The organism is Bacillus sp. FSL W8-0223 (genome assembly GCF_038006805.1).
Lineage (GTDB): Bacteria > Bacillota > Bacilli > Bacillales > DSM-4216 > Bacillus_O > Bacillus_O smithii.
Window position 1 is genome coordinate 2,560,559 of the sequence record NZ_JBBOVX010000001.1, and the last position, 19,506, is coordinate 2,580,064.

The 19,506-nt window shown below is 42.6% G+C and carries 13 protein-coding genes, 1 other RNA gene, 1 pseudogene and 1 other annotated feature; of the genes and pseudogenes, 4 read left to right on the forward strand and 11 right to left on the reverse strand.

Annotated elements, in window-relative coordinates; all coding sequences use genetic code 11:
• Positions 1 to 5: 5 nt before the first annotated feature.
• The 6 genes from recD2 to NST81_RS12495 all read right to left on the reverse strand — a co-directional run bounded on the left by recD2 (position 6) and on the right by NST81_RS12495 (position 6,811).
• Entirely contained in the window at positions 6 to 2,408 is a 2,403-nt protein-coding gene (gene recD2 / locus NST81_RS12470; RefSeq protein WP_341030006.1) for an SF1B family DNA helicase RecD2, read from the reverse strand.
• Between the two features lie 156 nt (positions 2,409 to 2,564).
• Complete coding sequence (locus tag NST81_RS12475; RefSeq protein ID WP_341030007.1) at positions 2,565 to 3,218, reverse strand: tetratricopeptide repeat protein; 654 nt, start codon at positions 3,216 to 3,218, stop codon at positions 2,565 to 2,567.
• A gap of 219 nt (positions 3,219 to 3,437) precedes the next feature.
• Positions 3,438 to 4,553, reverse strand: a complete 1,116-nt coding sequence (gene mnmA / locus NST81_RS12480) for a tRNA 2-thiouridine(34) synthase MnmA (protein ID WP_327796934.1) — start codon at positions 4,551 to 4,553, stop codon at positions 3,438 to 3,440.
• A gap of 18 nt (positions 4,554 to 4,571) precedes the next feature.
• Positions 4,572 to 5,717 (reverse strand): cysteine desulfurase family protein, encoded by a 1,146-nt coding sequence (locus NST81_RS12485; RefSeq protein WP_327804039.1) that lies wholly within the window; start codon positions 5,715 to 5,717, stop codon positions 4,572 to 4,574.
• Between the two features lie 16 nt (positions 5,718 to 5,733).
• Positions 5,734 to 6,153: a cysteine metabolism transcriptional regulator CymR gene (gene cymR, locus NST81_RS12490; RefSeq protein ID WP_003355470.1), complete on the reverse strand. Its 420-nt coding sequence runs from the start codon at positions 6,151 to 6,153 to the stop codon at positions 5,734 to 5,736.
• A complete protein-coding gene (locus NST81_RS12495) occupies positions 6,137 to 6,811 on the reverse strand; it encodes a YczE/YyaS/YitT family protein (protein ID WP_341030008.1) in 675 nt (224 codons plus the stop codon). Before NST81_RS12495 ends, cymR begins: the two co-directional genes overlap by 17 nt.
• Positions 6,812 to 7,000: 189 nt before the next feature.
• Between NST81_RS12495 and NST81_RS12500 the strand changes: the two genes are divergently transcribed.
• The 3 genes from NST81_RS12500 to NST81_RS12510 all read left to right on the forward strand — a co-directional run bounded on the left by NST81_RS12500 (position 7,001) and on the right by NST81_RS12510 (position 11,579).
• A complete protein-coding gene (locus tag NST81_RS12500; RefSeq protein ID WP_341030009.1) occupies positions 7,001 to 8,284 on the forward strand; it encodes a replication-associated recombination protein A in 1,284 nt (427 codons plus the stop codon).
• Between the two features lie 304 nt (positions 8,285 to 8,588).
• On the forward strand, positions 8,589 to 9,845 hold the full coding sequence (locus NST81_RS12505) for a cation:dicarboxylate symporter family transporter (RefSeq protein ID WP_048623739.1): 1,257 nt from the start codon (positions 8,589 to 8,591) through the stop codon (positions 9,843 to 9,845).
• 537 nt (positions 9,846 to 10,382) lie between these two features.
• On the forward strand, positions 10,383 to 11,579 hold the full coding sequence (locus NST81_RS12510; RefSeq protein ID WP_341030010.1) for an MFS transporter: 1,197 nt from the start codon (positions 10,383 to 10,385) through the stop codon (positions 11,577 to 11,579).
• Positions 11,580 to 12,470: 891 nt separating this feature from the next.
• Here NST81_RS12510 and NST81_RS12515 read toward each other — a convergent pair.
• The 5 genes from NST81_RS12515 to NST81_RS12535 form a co-directional block, all read right to left on the reverse strand.
• The gene (locus NST81_RS12515) at positions 12,471 to 13,235 is read right to left on the reverse strand and encodes a tRNA threonylcarbamoyladenosine dehydratase (protein WP_003355475.1); all 765 of its coding nucleotides are present in this window, start codon (positions 13,233 to 13,235) and stop codon (positions 12,471 to 12,473) included.
• 239 nt (positions 13,236 to 13,474) lie between these two features.
• Positions 13,475 to 13,670: non-coding RNA, 6S RNA (gene ssrS / locus NST81_RS12520), on the reverse strand.
• A 62-nt stretch (positions 13,671 to 13,732) separates the two neighbouring features.
• On the reverse strand, positions 13,733 to 15,508 hold the full coding sequence (gene aspS, locus NST81_RS12525; RefSeq protein ID WP_341030011.1) for an aspartate--tRNA ligase: 1,776 nt from the start codon (positions 15,506 to 15,508) through the stop codon (positions 13,733 to 13,735).
• 104 nt (positions 15,509 to 15,612) lie between these two features.
• Positions 15,613 to 16,878, reverse strand: coding sequence for a histidine--tRNA ligase (gene hisS, locus NST81_RS12530; protein ID WP_061778474.1), 1,266 nt, complete (start codon positions 16,876 to 16,878; stop codon positions 15,613 to 15,615).
• Positions 16,879 to 17,616: 738 nt separating this feature from the next.
• Positions 17,617 to 17,835: a binding site (T-box leader), on the reverse strand.
• 55 nt (positions 17,836 to 17,890) lie between these two features.
• Positions 17,891 to 18,064, reverse strand: a complete 174-nt coding sequence (locus NST81_RS12535) for a hypothetical protein (protein ID WP_340395997.1) — start codon at positions 18,062 to 18,064, stop codon at positions 17,891 to 17,893.
• Positions 18,065 to 18,237: 173 nt separating this feature from the next.
• On the opposite strand from NST81_RS12535, the pseudogene NST81_RS12540 reads away from it, so the two are divergent.
• Positions 18,238 to 19,494: pseudogene (locus tag NST81_RS12540) on the forward strand (N-acetylmuramoyl-L-alanine amidase).
• Positions 19,495 to 19,506: the final 12 nt, after the last annotated feature.

A 19,506-nucleotide genomic window follows, 5' to 3' on the forward strand; every position in this document is an offset into this window, starting at 1 on the left:
GGGACTTACTCCATAAAATCATAAGGGGTAACGTTTTCCATTCCTATCATAGGATTGATTTGCATCCACTCTTCTTCACTCACCGGATAGGAAATGGAATTTTCCTCCTTGCTGTCAGCATCTTTATTAGCCAACGCTTCTGACAGTTTTTGGCGAAGAGTTGTTTTTCTCAACAAACTATCGTTACGTTCAACGCCCCAACGAAACGCTTCTTCTTCGCCGCATAAAATTAAAAATTTTTTGCTTCTCGTCACGGCAGTATATAATAAATTTTTTCGCAGCATGCGATAATAGCTTTTCACAACAGGCAAAATCACGATAGGAAATTCGCTTCCTTGTGATTTGTGGATGGAACAGCAATAAGCATGAGTGATCTGATTCAATTCTTGGCGTGTATAGGTGACTTCATTTCCTTCAAAAGAAACAAGGACCATGTCTTGTTTTTCCGTGTTTTCTTTCGCGTAAAAAATGGAAATGACCTCACCGATATCGCCGTTAAATACATTTTTTTCCGGTTTGTTGACAAGCTGAAGCACTTTATCTCCAATACGGTAGACTGTATCCCCGAAAGCCAATTCTTTTCGAGATTGATCATGATTTGGATTTAAAATTTCCTGCAGCATTTTATTTAAACGGTCAATCCCGGCAGGCCCTTTATACATCGGAGCCAAAACTTGAATATCTTTTGCCGTAAATCCTTTGTTGCGAGCATTTTCCACCACTTGCTCAACAACGCTGGCAATTTGTTGTGTGGAACATTTAATAAACGAGCGATCTTTTTTTTGAACAGCTAGGTCACCAGGCAGTTTTCCCTTTTTGATTTCATGAGCTAATTCAATGATGGAAGATCCGTTTTCTTGCCGATAAATATCCGTAAGCTGTACAGTCGGTATCGTTTTCGAGTCCAGCAAGTCTTTTAACACTTGTCCCGGGCCGACAGATGGCAGCTGATCTTCGTCCCCTACCAGCACGACTTGAACTTCCTCCGGCAGCGCATTAAAAAATTGATAAGCCAGCCATGTATCCACCATGGACATTTCATCAATGATCACTAATTTTCCGTTAATGGTCCGGTCTTGTTCAAAATCGATTCCGGCTTGTCCGTTCCAGCCAAGCAATCGGTGGATCGTTGCTGCCGGCAGGCCCGTTGATTCCGCCATCCTTTTTGCAGCTCTTCCCGTAGGCGCTCCTAAGACGATTGGAAAAGGGTCGTCTTTACTATAATCTTTCGGATCCAAAGATAGACCGTGCAGCTCTGCGTATAATTCGACAATTCCTTTGATTACTGTGGTTTTTCCCGTTCCGGGGCCGCCCGTCAGCAGCAGCATCGGCGATAATAAAGCCGTTTGGATCGCTTTTTTCTGAGAGGAAGCATACTGTACGCCAATTCTTTCTTCTAATTTTCCCAAGGCTAATAAAAATTCTGATTCAGGAAATTGTTCCTCGTATTGATCTTGGGCTAAGATGCGCTGAATATTGGAAACAATCCCTTTTTCAGCGAAATAGAGAGACGGAATATAAATTCTGTCCTCTTCTTCAATCAGCTTCTTCTCTTTTTTCAATTGATGAAGCTGTTCGGATATGTCAGTCTCAGCGATTGGAGTGCTGCTGTTTTTATCCAAGAGAGCTTTTCCTTTTGAAAGCAAGTCCTTTTGATCCAAATAGACATGACCTTCTTGCAGACATTCCGATTCCAGCGTATACAAACAGGCTGCTTTCAAACGTTCTGGGTGTGTCTCATCCATTCCAAGCTGTTTTCCTAATTCATCAGCGCGCGAAAATCCGATCCCTTCCACGTCCTCCACAAGCTGATAAGGATTTTTTTGGATAATATCCAACGTTTGTTCTTTATAGGTCTGGTAAATTTTCATGGACATTTGCGGACCGAATCCGTATTGATTTAAGGCGACCATGATTTGTTCGAGCCCTTCATTTTCCTTTAAAACATCGTAAAGAGCTTTCGCTTTTTCTGAGGATAGATTCGGAACACCATCAAGCACGGAAGGGGATTTCAATATTTTGGAAATGGCATCTTCGCCTAAGTGATCGACAATTCTTTCCGCCGTTTTTCGCCCGATTCCCTTGAACAATTCGCTCGATAAATAATTGATCACTCCTTGCCTTGTCTGAGGAACTTCTTTTTGAAAATGTTTGCATTGAAATTGAATTCCGAATTTTGGATGCTCTTGAAAAAAGCCATAAAAGGTGTATGTTTCATGTTCGTGTACTTGCGGAAAATAACCAGTAATGACCGCTTCTTTTTCTTCATATTGGTCATTTGTTTCTTCCACTTTTACCCTTATGACGGTATAAAGATTTTGTTCATTGCGAAAGATGGTCGCGATATGGCGGCCTTTCACATATGTTTCCTGTTCTGCAAACAGGCTGATATTGTGCTGCCCTTCCATCATTGAACCTCCTTGCTTCGGTTCCAAATCCCACAGCTCATGTTTGATGATTCCCTTCATCTCGAAATTGGAAAGAAAACGGGAAACTCTCCTTAAAGGACGATTCGTTCCACCAACCAGCGATCGGAAAAAGTTTCACAGAAGATGAAAATTTCATTAGATTTTTTCCAGCATCTTTAAACCGTAGCCGGCAAGAAGATGATCTTCTTGCAGTTCAAGCGCTTTTTGAAACATTTTTTTAGCTTGCTCCCGGTCCTCTCGATAACCGGCATAAGCAACTCCTAAATTATAATAAGCGTCGGCATGATTAGGATTGAGCTGAATGACTTTTTCAAACTGTCGAATCGCTTCTTCATAAACGTTTAGCTTTGCCAAAGAAAGTCCGTATTGAAAAAGAGCTTCGCTGTCGTTCGGATTCAATTCGGCTGCCCGTTGTAGATAAGGCAAAGCGAGTTTGTTTTGTTCCAGTTGGACAAAACACATCCCGGCCATAAAATAGCTGTCTTCATCTTGCATTCCTTTTTGAATCGCTTTTTCAAAACAGCCGACCGCATCCTCAAAACGATTTTCATTATAATAAAGGCTGCCGAGTGCATAATAAGCAGCGGCCGCATTGCCGTCCACCTCAATGGCTTTTTGAAAAAAATTTTCCGCTTTGCGCATCTCGCCCACAGTAACTAGAACGTTTCCAAAATTAATATAGGCAGCGGGATCTTGCGGATTCTCTTCGATATGTTCTGTAAACATCTTCAATGCTTCTTCGACTTTTCCTGCTTGCAAATATTCAATTCCTTTTGCATTTTTGTCCATCATGACACCTCTGATTTGTTCTAATAGGAAGTATATCATATTTGGAGATCCCATTTTCATTTACAAAAAGAAAGGGTTAGACCTTCCGACACAATATATAATAAGTTTATATATCGTGCAGCCCGATTAGGTCAAACCCTGATAAATCGACTGATTCTAGATGATCACTTGAAAACGGCGGTAAATCTTTGGTTTATTTTGAAGCGATTTGGATTCCTATTACCCGACATACGACAAACGATTGCCGTTTTTAAACACTTGGTCAATGGTTCCGCCGCCCAAACATTCCTCACCGTTGTAAAAAACAACCGCTTGTCCCGGGGTCACAGCTCGTACGGGTTCGTCAAACACGACGCTGGCGCGACCGTTCGAAAGCAATTGGACTGTTACCTTCGTATCTGGTTGACGATAGCGGAATTTAGCCGTACAGGTAAATTGCTGCGGTTTTTCGCGATCCGATACCCAGCCGACGTTTGTCGCAATAATCGAATCTGAGTATAGGGCATCATTGTGGAAGCCTTGTCCTACATATAGAACATTGCGTTTCACATCTTTTCCTACGACAAACCACGGTTCACCTGAACCACCAATTCCAAGGCCATGGCGTTGTCCGATGGTATAATACATTAATCCATCATGTTCTCCCATCACTTTTCCATCCAGCGTTTCCATTTTACCGGGCTGAGCGGGCAAATACTGGCTTAAAAACTCTTTAAAATTCCGCTCCCCAATAAAGCAGATTCCGGTGCTGTCTTTTTTCTTCGCTGTAGCAAGCCCTGCTTCCTGTGCGATTTCCCTTACTTGCTTTTTCTCTAAATGTCCGATGGGAAACATTACCTTTTCGAGCTGGAATTGCTGCAATTGATTGAGGAAATACGTTTGATCTTTATTCGAATCTTTTCCTCGCAAAAGTTTTACTTCTCCGCCCCGTTCTTCAACTTGAGCGTAATGTCCGGTGGCCACATAGTCCGCACCAAGATTCATGGCATGATCCAAAAAGGCCTTAAATTTAATTTCTTTATTGCACATGACATCCGGATTAGGAGTGCGGCCCGCCTTGTATTCATCCAAAAAATACGTAAAAACTTTATCCCAATATTGTTTTTCAAAATTTACCGCATAATAAGGAATGCCGATTTGGTTGCAAACGCGAACGACATCATTATAGTCCTCCGTGGCTGTACAAACGCCATTTTCATCTGTGTCATCCCAATTCTTCATAAAAATGCCAATTACATCATACCCTTGCTCCTTTAGCAAAAGAGCGGCTACAGATGAATCTACTCCGCCGGACATGCCGACGACGACACGGGTATCTTTCGGTGATTTTTTCATTCTGCTTGTCCACTTCCCTCACTGCTTTGTCAATCGTTTTACTATCTTTGAAATAATAGCCGCCGCTTGAAGAATTTGATCTTCTGTATTATTAATGCCGAAGCTAAATCGGATGGAGTTGGTCAAACGGTCAGATTGGCTTCCGAACATAGCTCGGAGAACATGAGAAGGATCCACAGACCCAGCTGTGCATGCAGATCCACTGGAAGCTGCTATCCCTTCTAAATCCAAGTTCACAAGCATCGCTTCCACATTCGTGCCAGGAAAACTCAAGTTTACTACATGCGGAAGAGACTGTTCAAGCGTTCCGTTGATTGAAAACTCGACTCCTTCTTTTTTCAGCGTTTCGATGAGCAATTGCTTCAATTTATGGTAAAAAGCATATTTTTCCGGCTTTGTCTTTTGGGAAATTTCCACGGCTTTAGCAAAAGCAGCAATCGATGCGACATTTTCCGTTCCTGCCCGCCGTTTTCTTTCCTGTTCCCCACCGTGAACCGTTGGAATTAAGCGAACACCGTCCCTAACATACAGGAAGCCTACTCCTTTCGGTCCATTAATTTTATGACTGGAGACAGACAATAAATCGATATGAAGGTCTTGCACATCGATGTCTGCCAATCCGTATGCTTGAACTGCATCCGTATGAAAAACAGCTTGATGATTCGTTAACAACTCTCCAACTTCCCGGATCGGCTGCAGCGTACCAACTTCATTGTTGGCGAACATGATCGAAACAAGGATCGTATCGTCCCGCAAAGCCTTCTTCAACTCTTCCACAGAAATACGGCCGGTTTCATCCACCGGTAAATAAGTAACTTCAAATCCTTCTTTCTCCAAAAATTCACATGTATGCAAAACAGCATGATGTTCAACGGCTGTCGTGATGATATGTTTGCCTTTATCCGCCATGCCTCTGGCCACACCAATTAACGCCAGATTATCCGCTTCAGTCCCACCGCTTGTAAAAATAATTTCATCAAAGTTGGCATGAATGCTTTTCGCGATGAATTCTCTAGCTTGATCCACTACTTGACGAGCGTCGCGGCCAAAGTAATGGATGCTGGACGGGTTTCCATAATGATTTTGCATGGTTTCGGTTAAGACTTGGATCACTTCCGGGTGAACAGGACTTGTTGCTGCATGATCCAGATAAATGCGTTCCATTTTGAGAAATTCCTCCTTAAATGTAAAACATATAGGCATCCGATTCGCCTCGATCGGTATAATTCGCTAAGTCCTCCAATGTTGTGCTCTCAAGAACGTCCTTCACAGCATCTCGAATGCGCATCCATAACTCTCGTTTTGGAGGATCTTCATCTTCGATTCCTTCCACCGGGCTAATCGGACCTTCCAATACACGGATAATATCACCTGCTGTAATTTTGGAAGGGTCTCTGGCAAGTACATAACCTCCGTATGCTCCGCGGATGCTTTTGACCAAACCGGCATTTCTTAGTGGAGCGACTAGCTGCTCTAAGTAATGCTCAGATAAGTCATGCGTTTTTGCAATGGAGCGCAAAGGGGTCGGTCCCTCTCCGTATTTCTTGGCTAACTCAATCATAATCGTCAAGCCGTATCGGCCTTTAGTGGAAATTTTCATATTTTGCACCTCTATTCAATTCATTTTTTGATTTTTGCATTTTATGGATAAAGTAATCAGTGATTTTTTGACATTGTGGAAGTGTTATGCCTACAATCGTACCCATGAACAGACTAAATAAAATGGTTCCGACATGTACAGGTCCTCCCAAAAGAAAACCCATTATGAGAACGATTACTTCCATTCCCCTTCGAACGTGGGAAACTTTCCATCCCGTTTTCGAAGTAACGGCAATCATTAAACTATCTCGAGGTCCGGCTCCAATTTGGGCAGAAATGTAAATACCCATTCCGTATCCATTGATGATGATGCCGAGCAGAAACATGCACAGCTTTCCTAAAAAACTGTGGGGTGTTACGATAAAAGGCAGACTTAAATACATATCCATGAATATGCCAACAAGAAGCATATTTAAATAAGCGCCAAATTGAGGCCACTCTTTCATCAGTAAAGCAGATAAAGCTAAAACAGCCAACCCTACAAGTATTGACCAAGTCCCAACCGTTAACCCTAGTTTATAATATAATCCTACATGCATCGTGTCCCAAGGTGTCGCTCCGAGATCCGATCGAATCATGAACATAAGGCCGAGAGACATGACAAGCAAACCAGTCATAAAAACGACTAATCGAAAGATGATATTCCCCTTTGTTTTCACATAAACGCCCCTTTAGATCCCCCGCGTAGAACAAATAAAGATTAGCTTTTGTCATTATAGCATACAATCTGAGCGAATACAGTTGAACTTGCCTTTTCCTATGGTAAGTTATTGTCAAAGATGTTTAAAAGACAAAAGACATTTTAAAAACGGGAAACCGATATAACTTTAGATCTGGAGAGATGAAGTATGAGTACAAAACCGTTAGCATTTCGAATGAGACCGAGAACCATTGATGAAATTGCCGGACAAGAACACTTAGTCGGAGAAGGAAAAATCATTAGAAGAATGGTCGAAGCAAAACAGCTTTCATCTATGATTCTTTACGGGCCGCCAGGAATAGGCAAAACTTCCATTGCTTCCGCGATTGCCGGCAGTACTCAATATGCTTTTCGACAACTGAATGCAGTCACCAATAACAAGAAAGATATGGAAATTGTCGCTGAGGAAGCGAAAATGTCCGGAAAAGTGATTCTGCTTTTAGACGAAGTACATCGTCTGGATAAAGGGAAGCAAGACTTTCTTCTTCCTTATCTTGAAAATGGCAGCATTACATTAATCGGAGCTACAACCAACAATCCATACTTTTCGATTAATCCGGCTATTCGCAGCCGCTGTCAAATATTCGAATTAAAGCCGTTAACCCCGGATCAGATTCTCTCATTGTTGAAAAGAGCTCTTCATGATGAAAAACGGGGACTCGGAAAATGGAACATTCAAATCGACGAAGACGCGTTGCTCCATTTCGCGCATGGATCAAACGGAGATGCCCGCAGTTCATTAAACGCGCTCGAATTGGCTGTCTTATCTACAAAAGAGGATGAAACCGGTACGATCCACATTAATCTTGAAATAGCAGAGGAATGTCTGCAAAAGAAAAGTTTTGTTCATGATAAAGATGGAGATGCCCATTACGACGTACTCAGCGCTTTCCAAAAGTCCATTCGAGGAAGCGACGTAAATGCCGCGCTTCATTACTTAGGAAGGCTGATTGAAGCTGGCGACCTTCCCAGCATTTCAAGAAGGCTTCTTGTCATCGCTTACGAAGATATCGGCCTTGCCAATCCTCAAGCTGGAGTTCGAACATTGGCCGCCGTCCAAACAGCAGAGAAAATAGGCTTACCTGAGGCGAGAATTCCGTTGGCAGCAGCCGTTATCGAACTTTGTTTGTCTCCAAAATCCAATTCTGCCATCATGGCCATTGATTCGGCTTTAGCGGACATTCGAAACGGGAAAAGCGGAGATGTTCCAGACCATTTAAAAGATGCCCATTACAAGGGAGCCAAAGCGTTAGGAAGAGGAATCAGCTATAAATATCCGCACGACTATGAAAGCGGCTGGGTAAAACAACAATACTTACCAGACACATTAAAAGATGCCGTCTATTATCACCCAAAAACAACCGGGAAATTCGAAAAGGCGCTGGCATCTGTTTACGAAAATATTTCCAAACTTCAAAACGATCATTCTTAAAACCCAATAAAACGATGCCAGGATCATTCGAACGGCAGATTCCCCTTATATTCATGGTAATTGACATAAAGGTACGGCTTGTCATACCGCTATTTTTTAAACGCAACTGACGAGGGTCAATCGGCCAGTGGTGACCTCTTCATCATGCTATGGCTGTGACAATTATCGATTTCTGAAAATAAAAAAAATAAAAAGTAGACCATTTTCTTTACAAAAATCTTGACTCTTTTCAAAAAAATAAATTAAAATGATATTCGTCGCATTTTATGTTATTTTGTCGAATAGAGAGAAAGGAGTGGTTTTTTTGAAAAAAATTGGATTAGCTTGGCAAATATTTATTGGGCTAATATTAGGAATTATCGTCGGGGTTATTTTTTATGGCAATCCCTCCGTTCAAGGATTCCTACAACCTATCGGCGATATATTCATAAGACTCATTAAAATGATTGTAATCCCGATTGTTGTTTCCAGCCTCATCGTTGGAGTTGCAGGGCTTGGCGACATCAAACAATTGGGAAAATTGGGCGGTATTACGCTGCTTTACTTTGAAATCATTACCACCGTCGCAATCATTTTAGGGCTGTTGGTAGGAAATATCGTAAAACCTGGTGTTGGCGTAGACATACACTCTCTTCAAAAAGGTGATATCTCAAGTTACTTAAGCACCACAGAACAAGCAACCTCTCACTCATTTGCAGATACCATTGTCAACATCGTCCCTGACAATTTATTTAAAGCATTGGCGAACGGCGATATGTTAGCCATTATCTTTTTCTCCGTTATGTTCGGGCTCGGAGTTGCCGCGATCGGAGACAAAGGAAAACCTGTACTGAAATTTTTCCAAGCAACTGCCGATGCCATGTTTAATGTGACAAACATGGTCATGAGGTTTGCACCGTTTGGCGTTTTTGCCCTTATCGGCATTACCGTATCGAAGTTTGGAGTAAGTTCTTTAATTCCGCTAAGTAAACTTATATTAACAGTTTACGGAACCATGTTTTTATTTATTCTGGTCGTTTTAGGATTAGTTGCCAAACTATTTGGCATTAATATCTTTCATATCTTTAAAATCCTAAAAAACGAGTTAATCCTTGCTTATTCCACTTCCAGTTCAGAAACCGTTCTGCCAAAGTTAATGGAGAAAATGGAACGATTCGGATGTGCAAAAGGGATTACCACTTTTGTCATTCCTACCGGTTATTCCTTCAACTTGGACGGCTCCACTCTTTATCAATCAATAGCCGCCATTTTTATCGCCCAGATGTACGGCATTCATCTTTCAATTGCTGAACAAATTTCCCTAGTGTTAGTTCTTATGGTCACTTCCAAAGGAATTGCGGGGGTTCCCGGTGTTTCATTCGTTGTGTTACTTGCGACACTGAGCACCACCCATTTACCAGTGGAAGGATTGGCCTTTATAGCTGGAATTGATCGAATTATGGACATGGCACGTACAGTTGTCAATGTTATCGGAAATTCACTTGCTTCTATTATCGTTTCCAAATTGGTTGGACAATACGACGCTGAAAAAGGAAAAGAATATTTGAAAGAAGTCTCGTAAAGAAATGAAATGCTTGTCCGTATTTAGTGGACAAGCTTTTTCATCTCTTTTCAAGAAACGTGATGATCTGTATTTCACAGCTTTCCACTAATTCAGAAAGCTTTTCCGTTACCTCTTTTCTTCGGCATGACCCTCTAGCACTTCGTTTTGAACTGTTCGATAAAAATTCAACATTGACTTTTTAGAAAATAAGATGCATGCAACGGAATGTTCATCCGCACTTAGTCCCCTCGTACGGACAACCCAAGCAACGAATAAAATGCCATTCGTTAATTGTTGACCACTCGTCATATTTTCCCAACCAATATTAAAATGGTCCCAATGGCTAATAATCCAAAGAACAACGTCCATATTACATACATAATGAATGATCCTATCCTTTCCTTGATCTCATTATATTTTCTTTGACAATAAAATTGATAAATCCTTGCAGGATGATTCAAAAAATACGAAAAGGATTGTTCCAATGAGCCTTTATCTGTATAATTAGTTGTAAATACATTTGTTTACATATGTAATTACAGGAGGAAATCTTCAATGAATGACGCATTAAAACAAAACACTCGCAAGCTCCTAGGTATAGCCGGTTTCGCTTGGCTGTTTGACGCCATGGATGTCGGAATGCTGTCGTTTATCCAAGCTGCCCTGCAAAAAGATTGGAATTTGTCGGTCAAGGAAATGGGATGGATTGGAAGCGTTAACTCCATCGGTATGGCAGCAGGCGCCTTTTTATTTGGTTTGCTGGCTGACAGAATCGGAAGAAAGCCGGTCTTTCTGATCACGTTGCTTCTCTTTACGATCGGGAGCGGATTATCGGCGTTCACAAGCACTCTTGTCTTATTTCTATTCTTCCGATTTTTTATCGGGATGGGCTTAGGGGGCAAACTTCCCGTTGCATCAACACTTGTATCGGAAAGCGTACCGGCCAAAGATCGTGGCAGAATCATTGTCCTTTTGGAAAGTTTCTGGGCAGGCGGCTGGTTGCTTGCTGCTGTCGTCTCCTATTTTATTATTCCAGAATACGGTTGGAGAATGGCATTATTATTAGGAGCCATTCCGGCACTGTACGCCCTGTATTTACGCTGGAATTTACCCGATTCAGCCCGTTTTCAATCGGTAAAAACAAAACGTTCTTTCATTCTAAACATAAAAGAAGTATGGTCTCGTCCACATATTCGAAAAACGATCATGCTATGGATCGTCTGGTTTTGCGTCGTGTTCTCTTATTACGGCATGTTCCTTTGGCTCCCAAGCATTATGGTCATGAAAGGATTCAGCCTAATTAAAAGTTTCGGCTATGTGCTGATTATGACTCTTGCACAGCTTCCCGGCTATTTCACTGCTTCCTGGCTGATTGACAGAATCGGCCGTAAATGGGTCTTAATAATCTTTTTGCTGGGTACTTCCATCAGCGCATGGCTTTTTGGAAATGCGGAAACTTTGCCGTTGTTGATTACTTATGGAATTTTACTATCTTTCTTTAACTTAGGCGCTTGGGGAGCACTTTATGCTTATTCACCGGAACAATACCCGACGGCTATCCGCGGTACAGGGGTTGGAATGGCCACTTCTTTCGGACGAATAGGAGGCATCCTCGGTCCGCTTTTGATCGGTTTTCTTGGCAGCGAGACTTCTATCTCCGCCATCTTCTCTATTTTTTGTGCGGCGATTATCATCAGCGTTGTCAGCATCGCCCTATTAGGAACGGAAACAAAAGCGAAAGATCTGGCTTAATGCCGAAAATGCAGCTGATTAGATGAGGGAAAACTTCGATCCATCAATGTACCAAAAAAAGAGCGATGATCATTGGAAAGAACATCATCGTTCTATTACGGCAGCCTAAATGATGAACGATGACGTCGTTTCTTGACACCTTTACCAGCATGTCAAACGGGCGTCATTCTCTTTGCCTTTATTTTCATGGATTACTGCTCAAAAAAGAAATGCTTGCCTTAAAAATCGAGTAGGAGGGAGCGATTAACTCCCGTCCTCTCACACCACCGTACGTACGGTTCCGTATACGGCGGTTCAATTAAGATAATTGACGCAAGTCTTTATAACTTCCGTGAATAGCTGTTCTCTTTATGCCAGTGGTCACTCCACCCTCCAAGAGGTCTCCCACGGGATTCACCGCTTCCTCCCTCAAGTGAGGTACTACGTTTTCTGTGTTCATCATGACTCACTGAATACCAAGGGCTATTCTCTCTTAATTGTTCGGTCCTTCTTAGTTGTTCTAGACCAACTAATACTATGACCTCTGCTGACTTCTGACGGTTCAGCTACTTATCACTAAGTAGGTTATGAAGAGTACTTCACATATCCGCCAGACCTCCCCGGGTAAGTACATGCACTTTCACACCATCTATCCGCCTCATTTACTCGATATGACCTTCGACAGAAAGAGCTTTGTTTTGTTATGCAAACTCACTCAATCATACCTAGCCTTATATGAGGTTCGTGTTCCTCGGACCGGTGTTTTGCCTCCAGCTTCCTTCAGATTCCGCGTCACCACGGACACCCTTGCTCTTGGCTAACCTCTACTTCTGTCTTCGGGGTTCGGGACTTACACCCTATAGTTCATGTACATGCCGGGCGCACATAAAAAGCCGCCTGTACCGGCGGCTTTTACCCGTTTTGCACCCGTGCTATTTCTATTCCTTCTAGCAGCTTTCGAACCACGTATGAGGCCATAATCAGGCCGCATACAGATGGAACAAACGCATTCGAAGATGGGGGCATTTTCGCTTTTCGAATACTTGCTTCGTCGTTGCCGACCACTTTGCGGACGTCTTCGCGGATAACGATGGGGCTTTCATCGGAAAACACAACAGGGACCCCTTTTTTGATCCCCTCTTTCCGCAATCGGGTACGAACTACTTTCGCAATCGGGTCAGTGTGCGTTTGGGATATATCGGCAATCCGAAATCGGGTTGGATCCATCTTATTAGCGGCTCCCATGCTAGAAATGATGGGAATATCTCGTTTCAAACATTCTTTCATTAAATGAATCTTATAAGTAATGGTATCGGATGCGTCAATGACGAAATCAGGGCGATAGCCAAAGAATTGCTCATACGTTTCTTCCGTATAAAACATTTTTAAGGCGATGACTTCACAATCAGGATTTATATCCGCGATTCTTTCTTTCATCACATCCACCTTTGCTTTTCCGATCGTGGACAGCAAAGCGGGAATTTGCCGGTTCACATTCGTTATATCCACTACATCTTTATCCACCATTACAATACGTCCAATTCCGGAACGTGCCAACGCTTCAACAGCAAAGGAACCGACTCCTCCAACGCCTAGTACAGCAACCGTGCTGTTTGCTAATTTTTCCAGCCCTTCTTTTCCAATCGCTAATTCATTTCTCGAAAATTGGTGAAGCATATTCTCACTCCTATTATGTAATCAGCCGTTGCCTAAGCTCGACAGTTTTTTCGCCAAAAACTATCTTACCTCATCTAATAGAAAGGATTCAATAGACGTTTTTATGGAGGATAGTCGAATGACCTGCCTGATAAGAAAACCTTTTCATTCAATACGCAAAAACAACCGCTGCATGCAGCGGTTGTTCATCAAAGCAAAATGGTTTATTCGGGCTATTTAAAGTCTACGGAAACAAAAGTACGAGTCCCAATCGTGCCGTTGTCAAAGATCTATACGTTTTGAACCCGCTCTCGGCAGGTGGGTGCCCTGTTTTAAGCTTTGCAAGTCCTCCATCCAGAGAAAGAGGCATTTGCGCTACTTAAAAACTCCAGGCTCCCGTAAATCTAAGTGTTCGGTCAAAACAGAATAGGTTACTAACGTACACATCAGGACTCGTAATCGTTACTGATATATTAACATAGCCTTCTTGATTTATCAACATTCAATACACATAATCTTTACCCATTTTTTTCAACAGACAGTCTCAAATGCAACTCTTCCAGTTGGCTTTGACTAACTTCCCCCGGTGCATCCGTCAACAAGCAGCTTGCACTGGCCGTCTTCGGAAAAGCAATCGTATCGCGCAGATTAGACCGGCCAGCCAGAAGCATGACGATCCGATCCAGTCCTAATGCGATTCCTCCATGCGGCGGAGTTCCATATTCAAACGCTTCAAGCAGGAAACCGAATTGTTCCTCTGCTTCTTCTTTTGTAAAACTTAGCGCTTTAAACATTCTCTCCTGTATATCTTTCTCAAAAATCCGCAGTGAACCTCCGCCCAGTTCATAGCCATTGAGAACGATATCATATGCTTGAGCCCGTACTTTTTCAGGCTCGCTTTCAAGGTACGGCAAATCCTCTCTGAAAGGCATCGTAAACGGATGGTGGACAGCGTAATATCTTCCATCTTCTTCGTCATACTCAAGGAGCGGCCAATCGGTTACCCATAAGAAATTAAATTGATTGTCATCGATCAGACCTAGTTCTTTTCCAAGTTTAAGACGAAGAGCACCGAGAGCATCGGCCACAATTGAGTTTTTATCTGCGACGAAAAGAAGCAAATCGCCGCTCTCTGCTTCCGCCGTTTTCTTCAGCTGATCTTGTTCTTCTTCGCTGAAAAATTTGGCGATCGGTCCTTTTAATTCTCCATCTTCTACTTTTAGCCATGCGAGACCTTTAGCACCGTAACGCGCTGCAAATTCTGCCAGCTGATCGATATCTTTTCGGGAATACTGGCCTGCAGCTCCTTTGGCGTTAATTAACTTTACTTGCCCCCCTTGAGCTACGGCATTGGCAAATACTTTAAAACTTGAATTTTTAACAATTTCAGAGACATCGATCAGTTCCATGCCAAAGCGGGTATCCGGTTTGTCGGAACCATAGCGGCTCATTGCTTCTGCATAAGTCATTCGCGGAAATGGTTCGGTGATTTCCAGTCCTTTGACTTCTTTCATTAATCGTTTCAACATTCGTTCAGTCAAGTCCATAATATCTTCTTGACTTAAAAAGCTTGCTTCGATATCGATTTGAGTAAATTCCGGTTGGCGGTCAGCGCGCAAATCTTCATCTCGAAAACAGCGAGCAATTTGATAATAGCGATCAAATCCCGACACCATTAACAACTGTTTAAAAATTTGGGGAGATTGCGGAAGTGCGTAAAATTCTCCCGGATGCACTCGGCTCGGCACTAAATAATCGCGTGCTCCTTCCGGTGTGCTTTTTGTCAAAATCGGCGTTTCTACCTCGATAAATCCTTCTTCATCAAGAAAACTGCGAACCGATTTTGTAATGTTGTGACGCATTTGAAACGTTTCAAACATCGTATTTCTACGCAAATCCAAGTAACGGTATTTCAAGCGCACATCTTCCGAAACTTCGGTCCGGTCTTCAATCGTAAACGGCGGATTTTTGGCTGCGCTTAAAATCGTCACTTCATTCGCCTGAATTTCAATGGTCCCAGTTTTAATATTGGGGTTGATCGTTTCACGACTGCGCGCCACCACTCTTCCTTTTATGTCAAGAACATACTCGTTCCGAACTTTATCTGCTGTTTCATAAGCTTCTTTTGATGTTTCCGGGCTGAATACCACTTGGACAATTCCCGTCCGGTCACGCAGATCCACAAAAACCAAGCCGCCTAAATCTCTTCTTCTTTGCACCCATCCTTTTAAAACGACCTCTTCACCAATGTGCTGGTCTGTAATTTCTCCACAATAATGAGTTCTTCCAAACAATCTTTTCTCCTCCTCAATTGATAGACATAGATGAAATGGTTCATTGATCTTGGCATTTACCCCTCTGTTTTGCAGAGGGGTCGATATACAGATTGATTCGTACTTTATATTTCTTTTAATTCAGAAACAAGCCGGTCAATAGGAACTTCTCTTTGCTCACCTGTTTCCATCTGTTTTAGGACGACCACCTGTTTCTTTAATTCGTCTTCACCTAAAATCGCCGCAAAGCGAGCGCCTAACCGGTCCGCCTGTTTCAACTGAGCTTTCATTTTTCGATCTTGGTAGTCTTTATCGGCCCGAATTCCGGCATGGCGAAGCTCTTGCAACAGCTTGACGGAATAATCTTTTGCTTCCTCTCCCAAAGAAACAAGAAAACAATCGAGACCTCGTTCTACAGGCAATTTGACTTTTTCCGCTTCAAGTGCCTGCAAAAGCCGTTCGATGCTGAATGCAAAGCCAATTCCCGGCATTTCCGGACCTCCCAAGTCTTGGACAAGTCCGTTATATCGTCCGCCGCCGCATAAAGTCGTGATGGCACCGAATCCTTCAGCATTGCTCATAATTTCAAAAGCGGTATGATGGTAGTAATCCAATCCGCGGACAAGCGTAGGATCTACAATAAATTCAATTCCAAGTTCCTTTAAATAAAATTGAACTTTATCAAAAAATTTTCTGGAAGGTTCTGTTAAATAATCCAATATCGATGGAGCCGTCTTCATCAATTCATGGTCGCGATCTTTTTTGCAGTCTAAAATCCTCAGCGGATTCTTGTCCAGCCGATTTTGACAATCAGCACAAAATTCACCGATCCGAGGTTTGAAATGCTGAATAAGAGCTTCCCGATGAGCAAGTCGACTTTCTTTATCGCCCAACGAATTTATGACAAGTTGAATATTTTTTAGACCTAACTTTTTGAAAATAGTCATGACAATTGAAATGACTTCAGCGTCTATAGCCGGATCCTCGCTTCCAATCGCTTCAACCCCAAACTGGACAAATTGGCGAAAACGTCCGGCCTGAGGACGTTCGTAGCGAAACATCGGCCCTGTGTAAAACAGCTTAACAGGCTGATTAGGATCTCCGTACATTTTATTTTCCACATAAGAACGGACGACAGAAGCGGTTCCTTCCGGTCTAAGCGTCAGACTGCGTCCGCCCCTGTCTTCAAACGTGTACATTTCTTTTTGCACAATATCCGTTGTATCTCCGACCCCCCGCTGAAAAAGCTCAGTGTGTTCAAAAATCGGAGTACGAATTTCAGAATAATTATAGGTCCGACAAACCTCTTTGGCCGTTTGCTCAATCCACTGCCATTTTTCTACAGTTCCCGGAAGGATATCCTGAGTGCCTCTTGGAATTTGTATCATGATTTCTCCTCCTTCGTACCTAACCACTATGTACATGAGTTCTTACGGATGAACCCATCGGGCTAATCGAGTAGGAGGGAGCGATTAACTCCCGTCCTCTCACACCACCGTACGTACGGTTCCGTATACGGCGGTTCAATTAAGATAATTGACGCAAGTCTTTATAACTTCCGTGAATAGCTGTTCTCTTTATGCCAGTGGTCACTCCACCCTCCAAGAGGTCTCCCACGGGATTCACCGCTTCCTCCCTCAAGTGAGGTACTACGTTTTCTGTGTTCATCATGACTCACTGAATACCAAGGGCTATTCTCTCTTAATTGTTCGGTCCTTCTTAGTTGTTCTAGACCAACTAATACTATGACCTCTGCTGACTTCTGACGGTTCAGCTACTTATCACTAAGTAGGTTATGAAGAGTACTTCACATATCCGCCAGACCTCCCCGGGTAAGTACATGCACTTTCACACCATCTATCCGCCTCATTTACTCGATATGACCTTCGACAGAAAGAGCTTTGTTTTGTTATGCAAACTCACTCAATCATACCTAGCCTTATATGAGGTTCGTGTTCCTCGGACCGGTGTTTTGCCTCCAGCTTCCTTCAGATTCCGCGTCACCACGGACACCCTTGCTCTTGGCTAACCTCTACTTCTGTCTTCGGGGTTTGGGACTTACACCCTATAGTTCATGTACATGCCGGGCGCACATAAAAAACTCTCGCCCCTTGCTTGCGCTTGCCAAAACAAGGGACGAGAGTAGATTCCCGTGGTACCACCCTAATTGGAGCGAAAATTGCTCCCACTTTGTCCGTTAACGCCATCTGCGTTCCCTCCTACTAAAAGTTCAGAGGGAAACCTAAGGAGTGTTTTTCGTTAAACAGCCATGCAGAAACGCTTTCAGCCCAAGGCATTTCCTCTCTTTGCATGCGTTTTTAACTACTCTTCTCCCTCATTGGTTTTATCTATATGTGTTTGATAGAATTCGCACATGCCAATGTCCTTATTATAAGGAATTTCTCAAGAACGTTCAAGCCTCTTTTTTATCCGCTTGATTTCGTTCAGAGACACACCGAATTCAGAAGCAAGCTCCCATAAATTCGCTTCTTCTCTATCTATACGATCATGGAAATGGATGCCAAATAAAGGCTTGTTTTCACTTGAGACCATTGTTTGTTTATCGTTTGCCCGCATGATGATACCTGCCTTTCGTAAAATCTGATCCATCCGCAGTGAGATTGTTTCTATTATTTCCTTTTTCCTAATTTTTCATAAAAAAACAGGATTTTTTTTGAAAAAGAAGAATTGAAACAGTGAGTTCCTTTCAAAAGACGGATCAGAATCAAAACAGACATGGATGGTGAGTGATGGGTACACGTTTTTTGACGTTGTTTCTTTTGTCGCTTTTGATTGTTTTGCTTCAGACTAGCTTGGCTTACGCAAACAGCATCACCGTAAACACTGATGTCGTCAATGTTCGGGAAGGCCCCGGCTATTCTTTTGGAATCATCGGCAACGTGAAAAACAACGAAACCTATTCTGTGCTGGAATCACAAAACGGCTGGTACAAAATTGAATTAAAGAATGGAACAAAAGGATGGATCGCCGGCTACTTAACTACGTTGGATCAAAAACAGAGCGATTTCAGCCGACAAGGGATCATCATAGCAGACCACGTCAATGTTCGAAACATTCCTTCAGAGCAAGGAGATATTGTCGGAAAGTTGAATAGCGGAGATTCAGTGAAGGCCGAACAAACGAAAAATGAATGGGTGCAAATCGAATACCAAAACCAAACAGCTTGGGTAAATCAACAATTTATTCGCCTCAATGATCAAAAAGAAAACGTTTTGAACAATAGGATGGCCGTCGTTCTTTACAACAATACCAATATTCGAACTGAACCATCTACCGATTCCGCTGTTACGGCAAAAGCAAATGCGGGTGATCGTTATCCGATCAACAAAGAGGTTGGAAATTGGTATGAAATTTATTTATCGAAAGGGCAGACAGGGTATATAGCCAGCTGGGTAGTCGCTGTTCATCAAGCCAATGTTTCTTCCCAATCAGCACTGGATCCAAGCGTTCTAAAAGGAAAAACCATCGTCCTTGATCCGGGGCATGGAGGAAAAGACCGAGGAACAAAAGGAGCAAGCGGCACTATGGAAAAAATTTTAACGTTGGAAACAGCAGAACGTTTATACGAAAAATTGGAACGGGCTGGGGCGCATGTTTTTTTAACAAGAGAGGATGATTCCTATATTCCGCTGGCTTCGAGAGTGGCCATGTCCCAAATTTTAGGAGCCGATGCCTTCATAAGCATCCACTTTGACAGCAACCACAATCAAAATATTCGGGGCTTTACCACTTATTACTATCATCCTTATCAACAGAGGCTGGCTCAAGCGGTGGAAATGTAAGTAAAAAAAGCAAGTCCGCTTTTTTCTCTCGGCGTTAAAAAAGGCGATTTTTACGTACTAAGAGAAAACAGTCAACCTTCTGTTTTGCTTGAACTTGGTTTTTTAAGCAATCCACAGGAAGAGCAAACCATTATCACCCTTCCCTATCAAGAGCAGGCAACAACCGGCATTTACAACGGTCTCATTTCTTATTTTTCACAATAAAAAGGCGGCCAG

Coding starts and splice junctions, on each gene's coding strand:
- cymR (WP_003355470.1), bottom strand. CDS start 6,153: ATGAAAATTTCCACTAAAGGCCGATACGGCTTGACGATTATGATTGAG.
- NST81_RS12515 (WP_003355475.1), bottom strand. CDS start 13,235: ATGCTTCACCAATTTTCGAGAAATGAATTAGCGATTGGAAAAGAAGGG.
- NST81_RS12485 (WP_327804039.1), bottom strand. CDS start 5,717: ATGGAACGCATTTATCTGGATCATGCAGCAACAAGTCCTGTTCACCCG.
- NST81_RS12475 (WP_341030007.1), bottom strand. CDS start 3,218: ATGGACAAAAATGCAAAAGGAATTGAATATTTGCAAGCAGGAAAAGTC.
- NST81_RS12500 (WP_341030009.1), top strand. CDS start 7,001: ATGAGTACAAAACCGTTAGCATTTCGAATGAGACCGAGAACCATTGAT.
- NST81_RS12510 (WP_341030010.1), top strand. CDS start 10,383: ATGAATGACGCATTAAAACAAAACACTCGCAAGCTCCTAGGTATAGCC.
- NST81_RS12535 (WP_340395997.1), bottom strand. CDS start 18,064: ATGCGGGCAAACGATAAACAAACAATGGTCTCAAGTGAAAACAAGCCT.
- mnmA (WP_327796934.1), bottom strand. CDS start 4,553: ATGAAAAAATCACCGAAAGATACCCGTGTCGTCGTCGGCATGTCCGGC.
- recD2 (WP_341030006.1), bottom strand. CDS start 2,408: ATGGAAGGGCAGCACAATATCAGCCTGTTTGCAGAACAGGAAACATAT.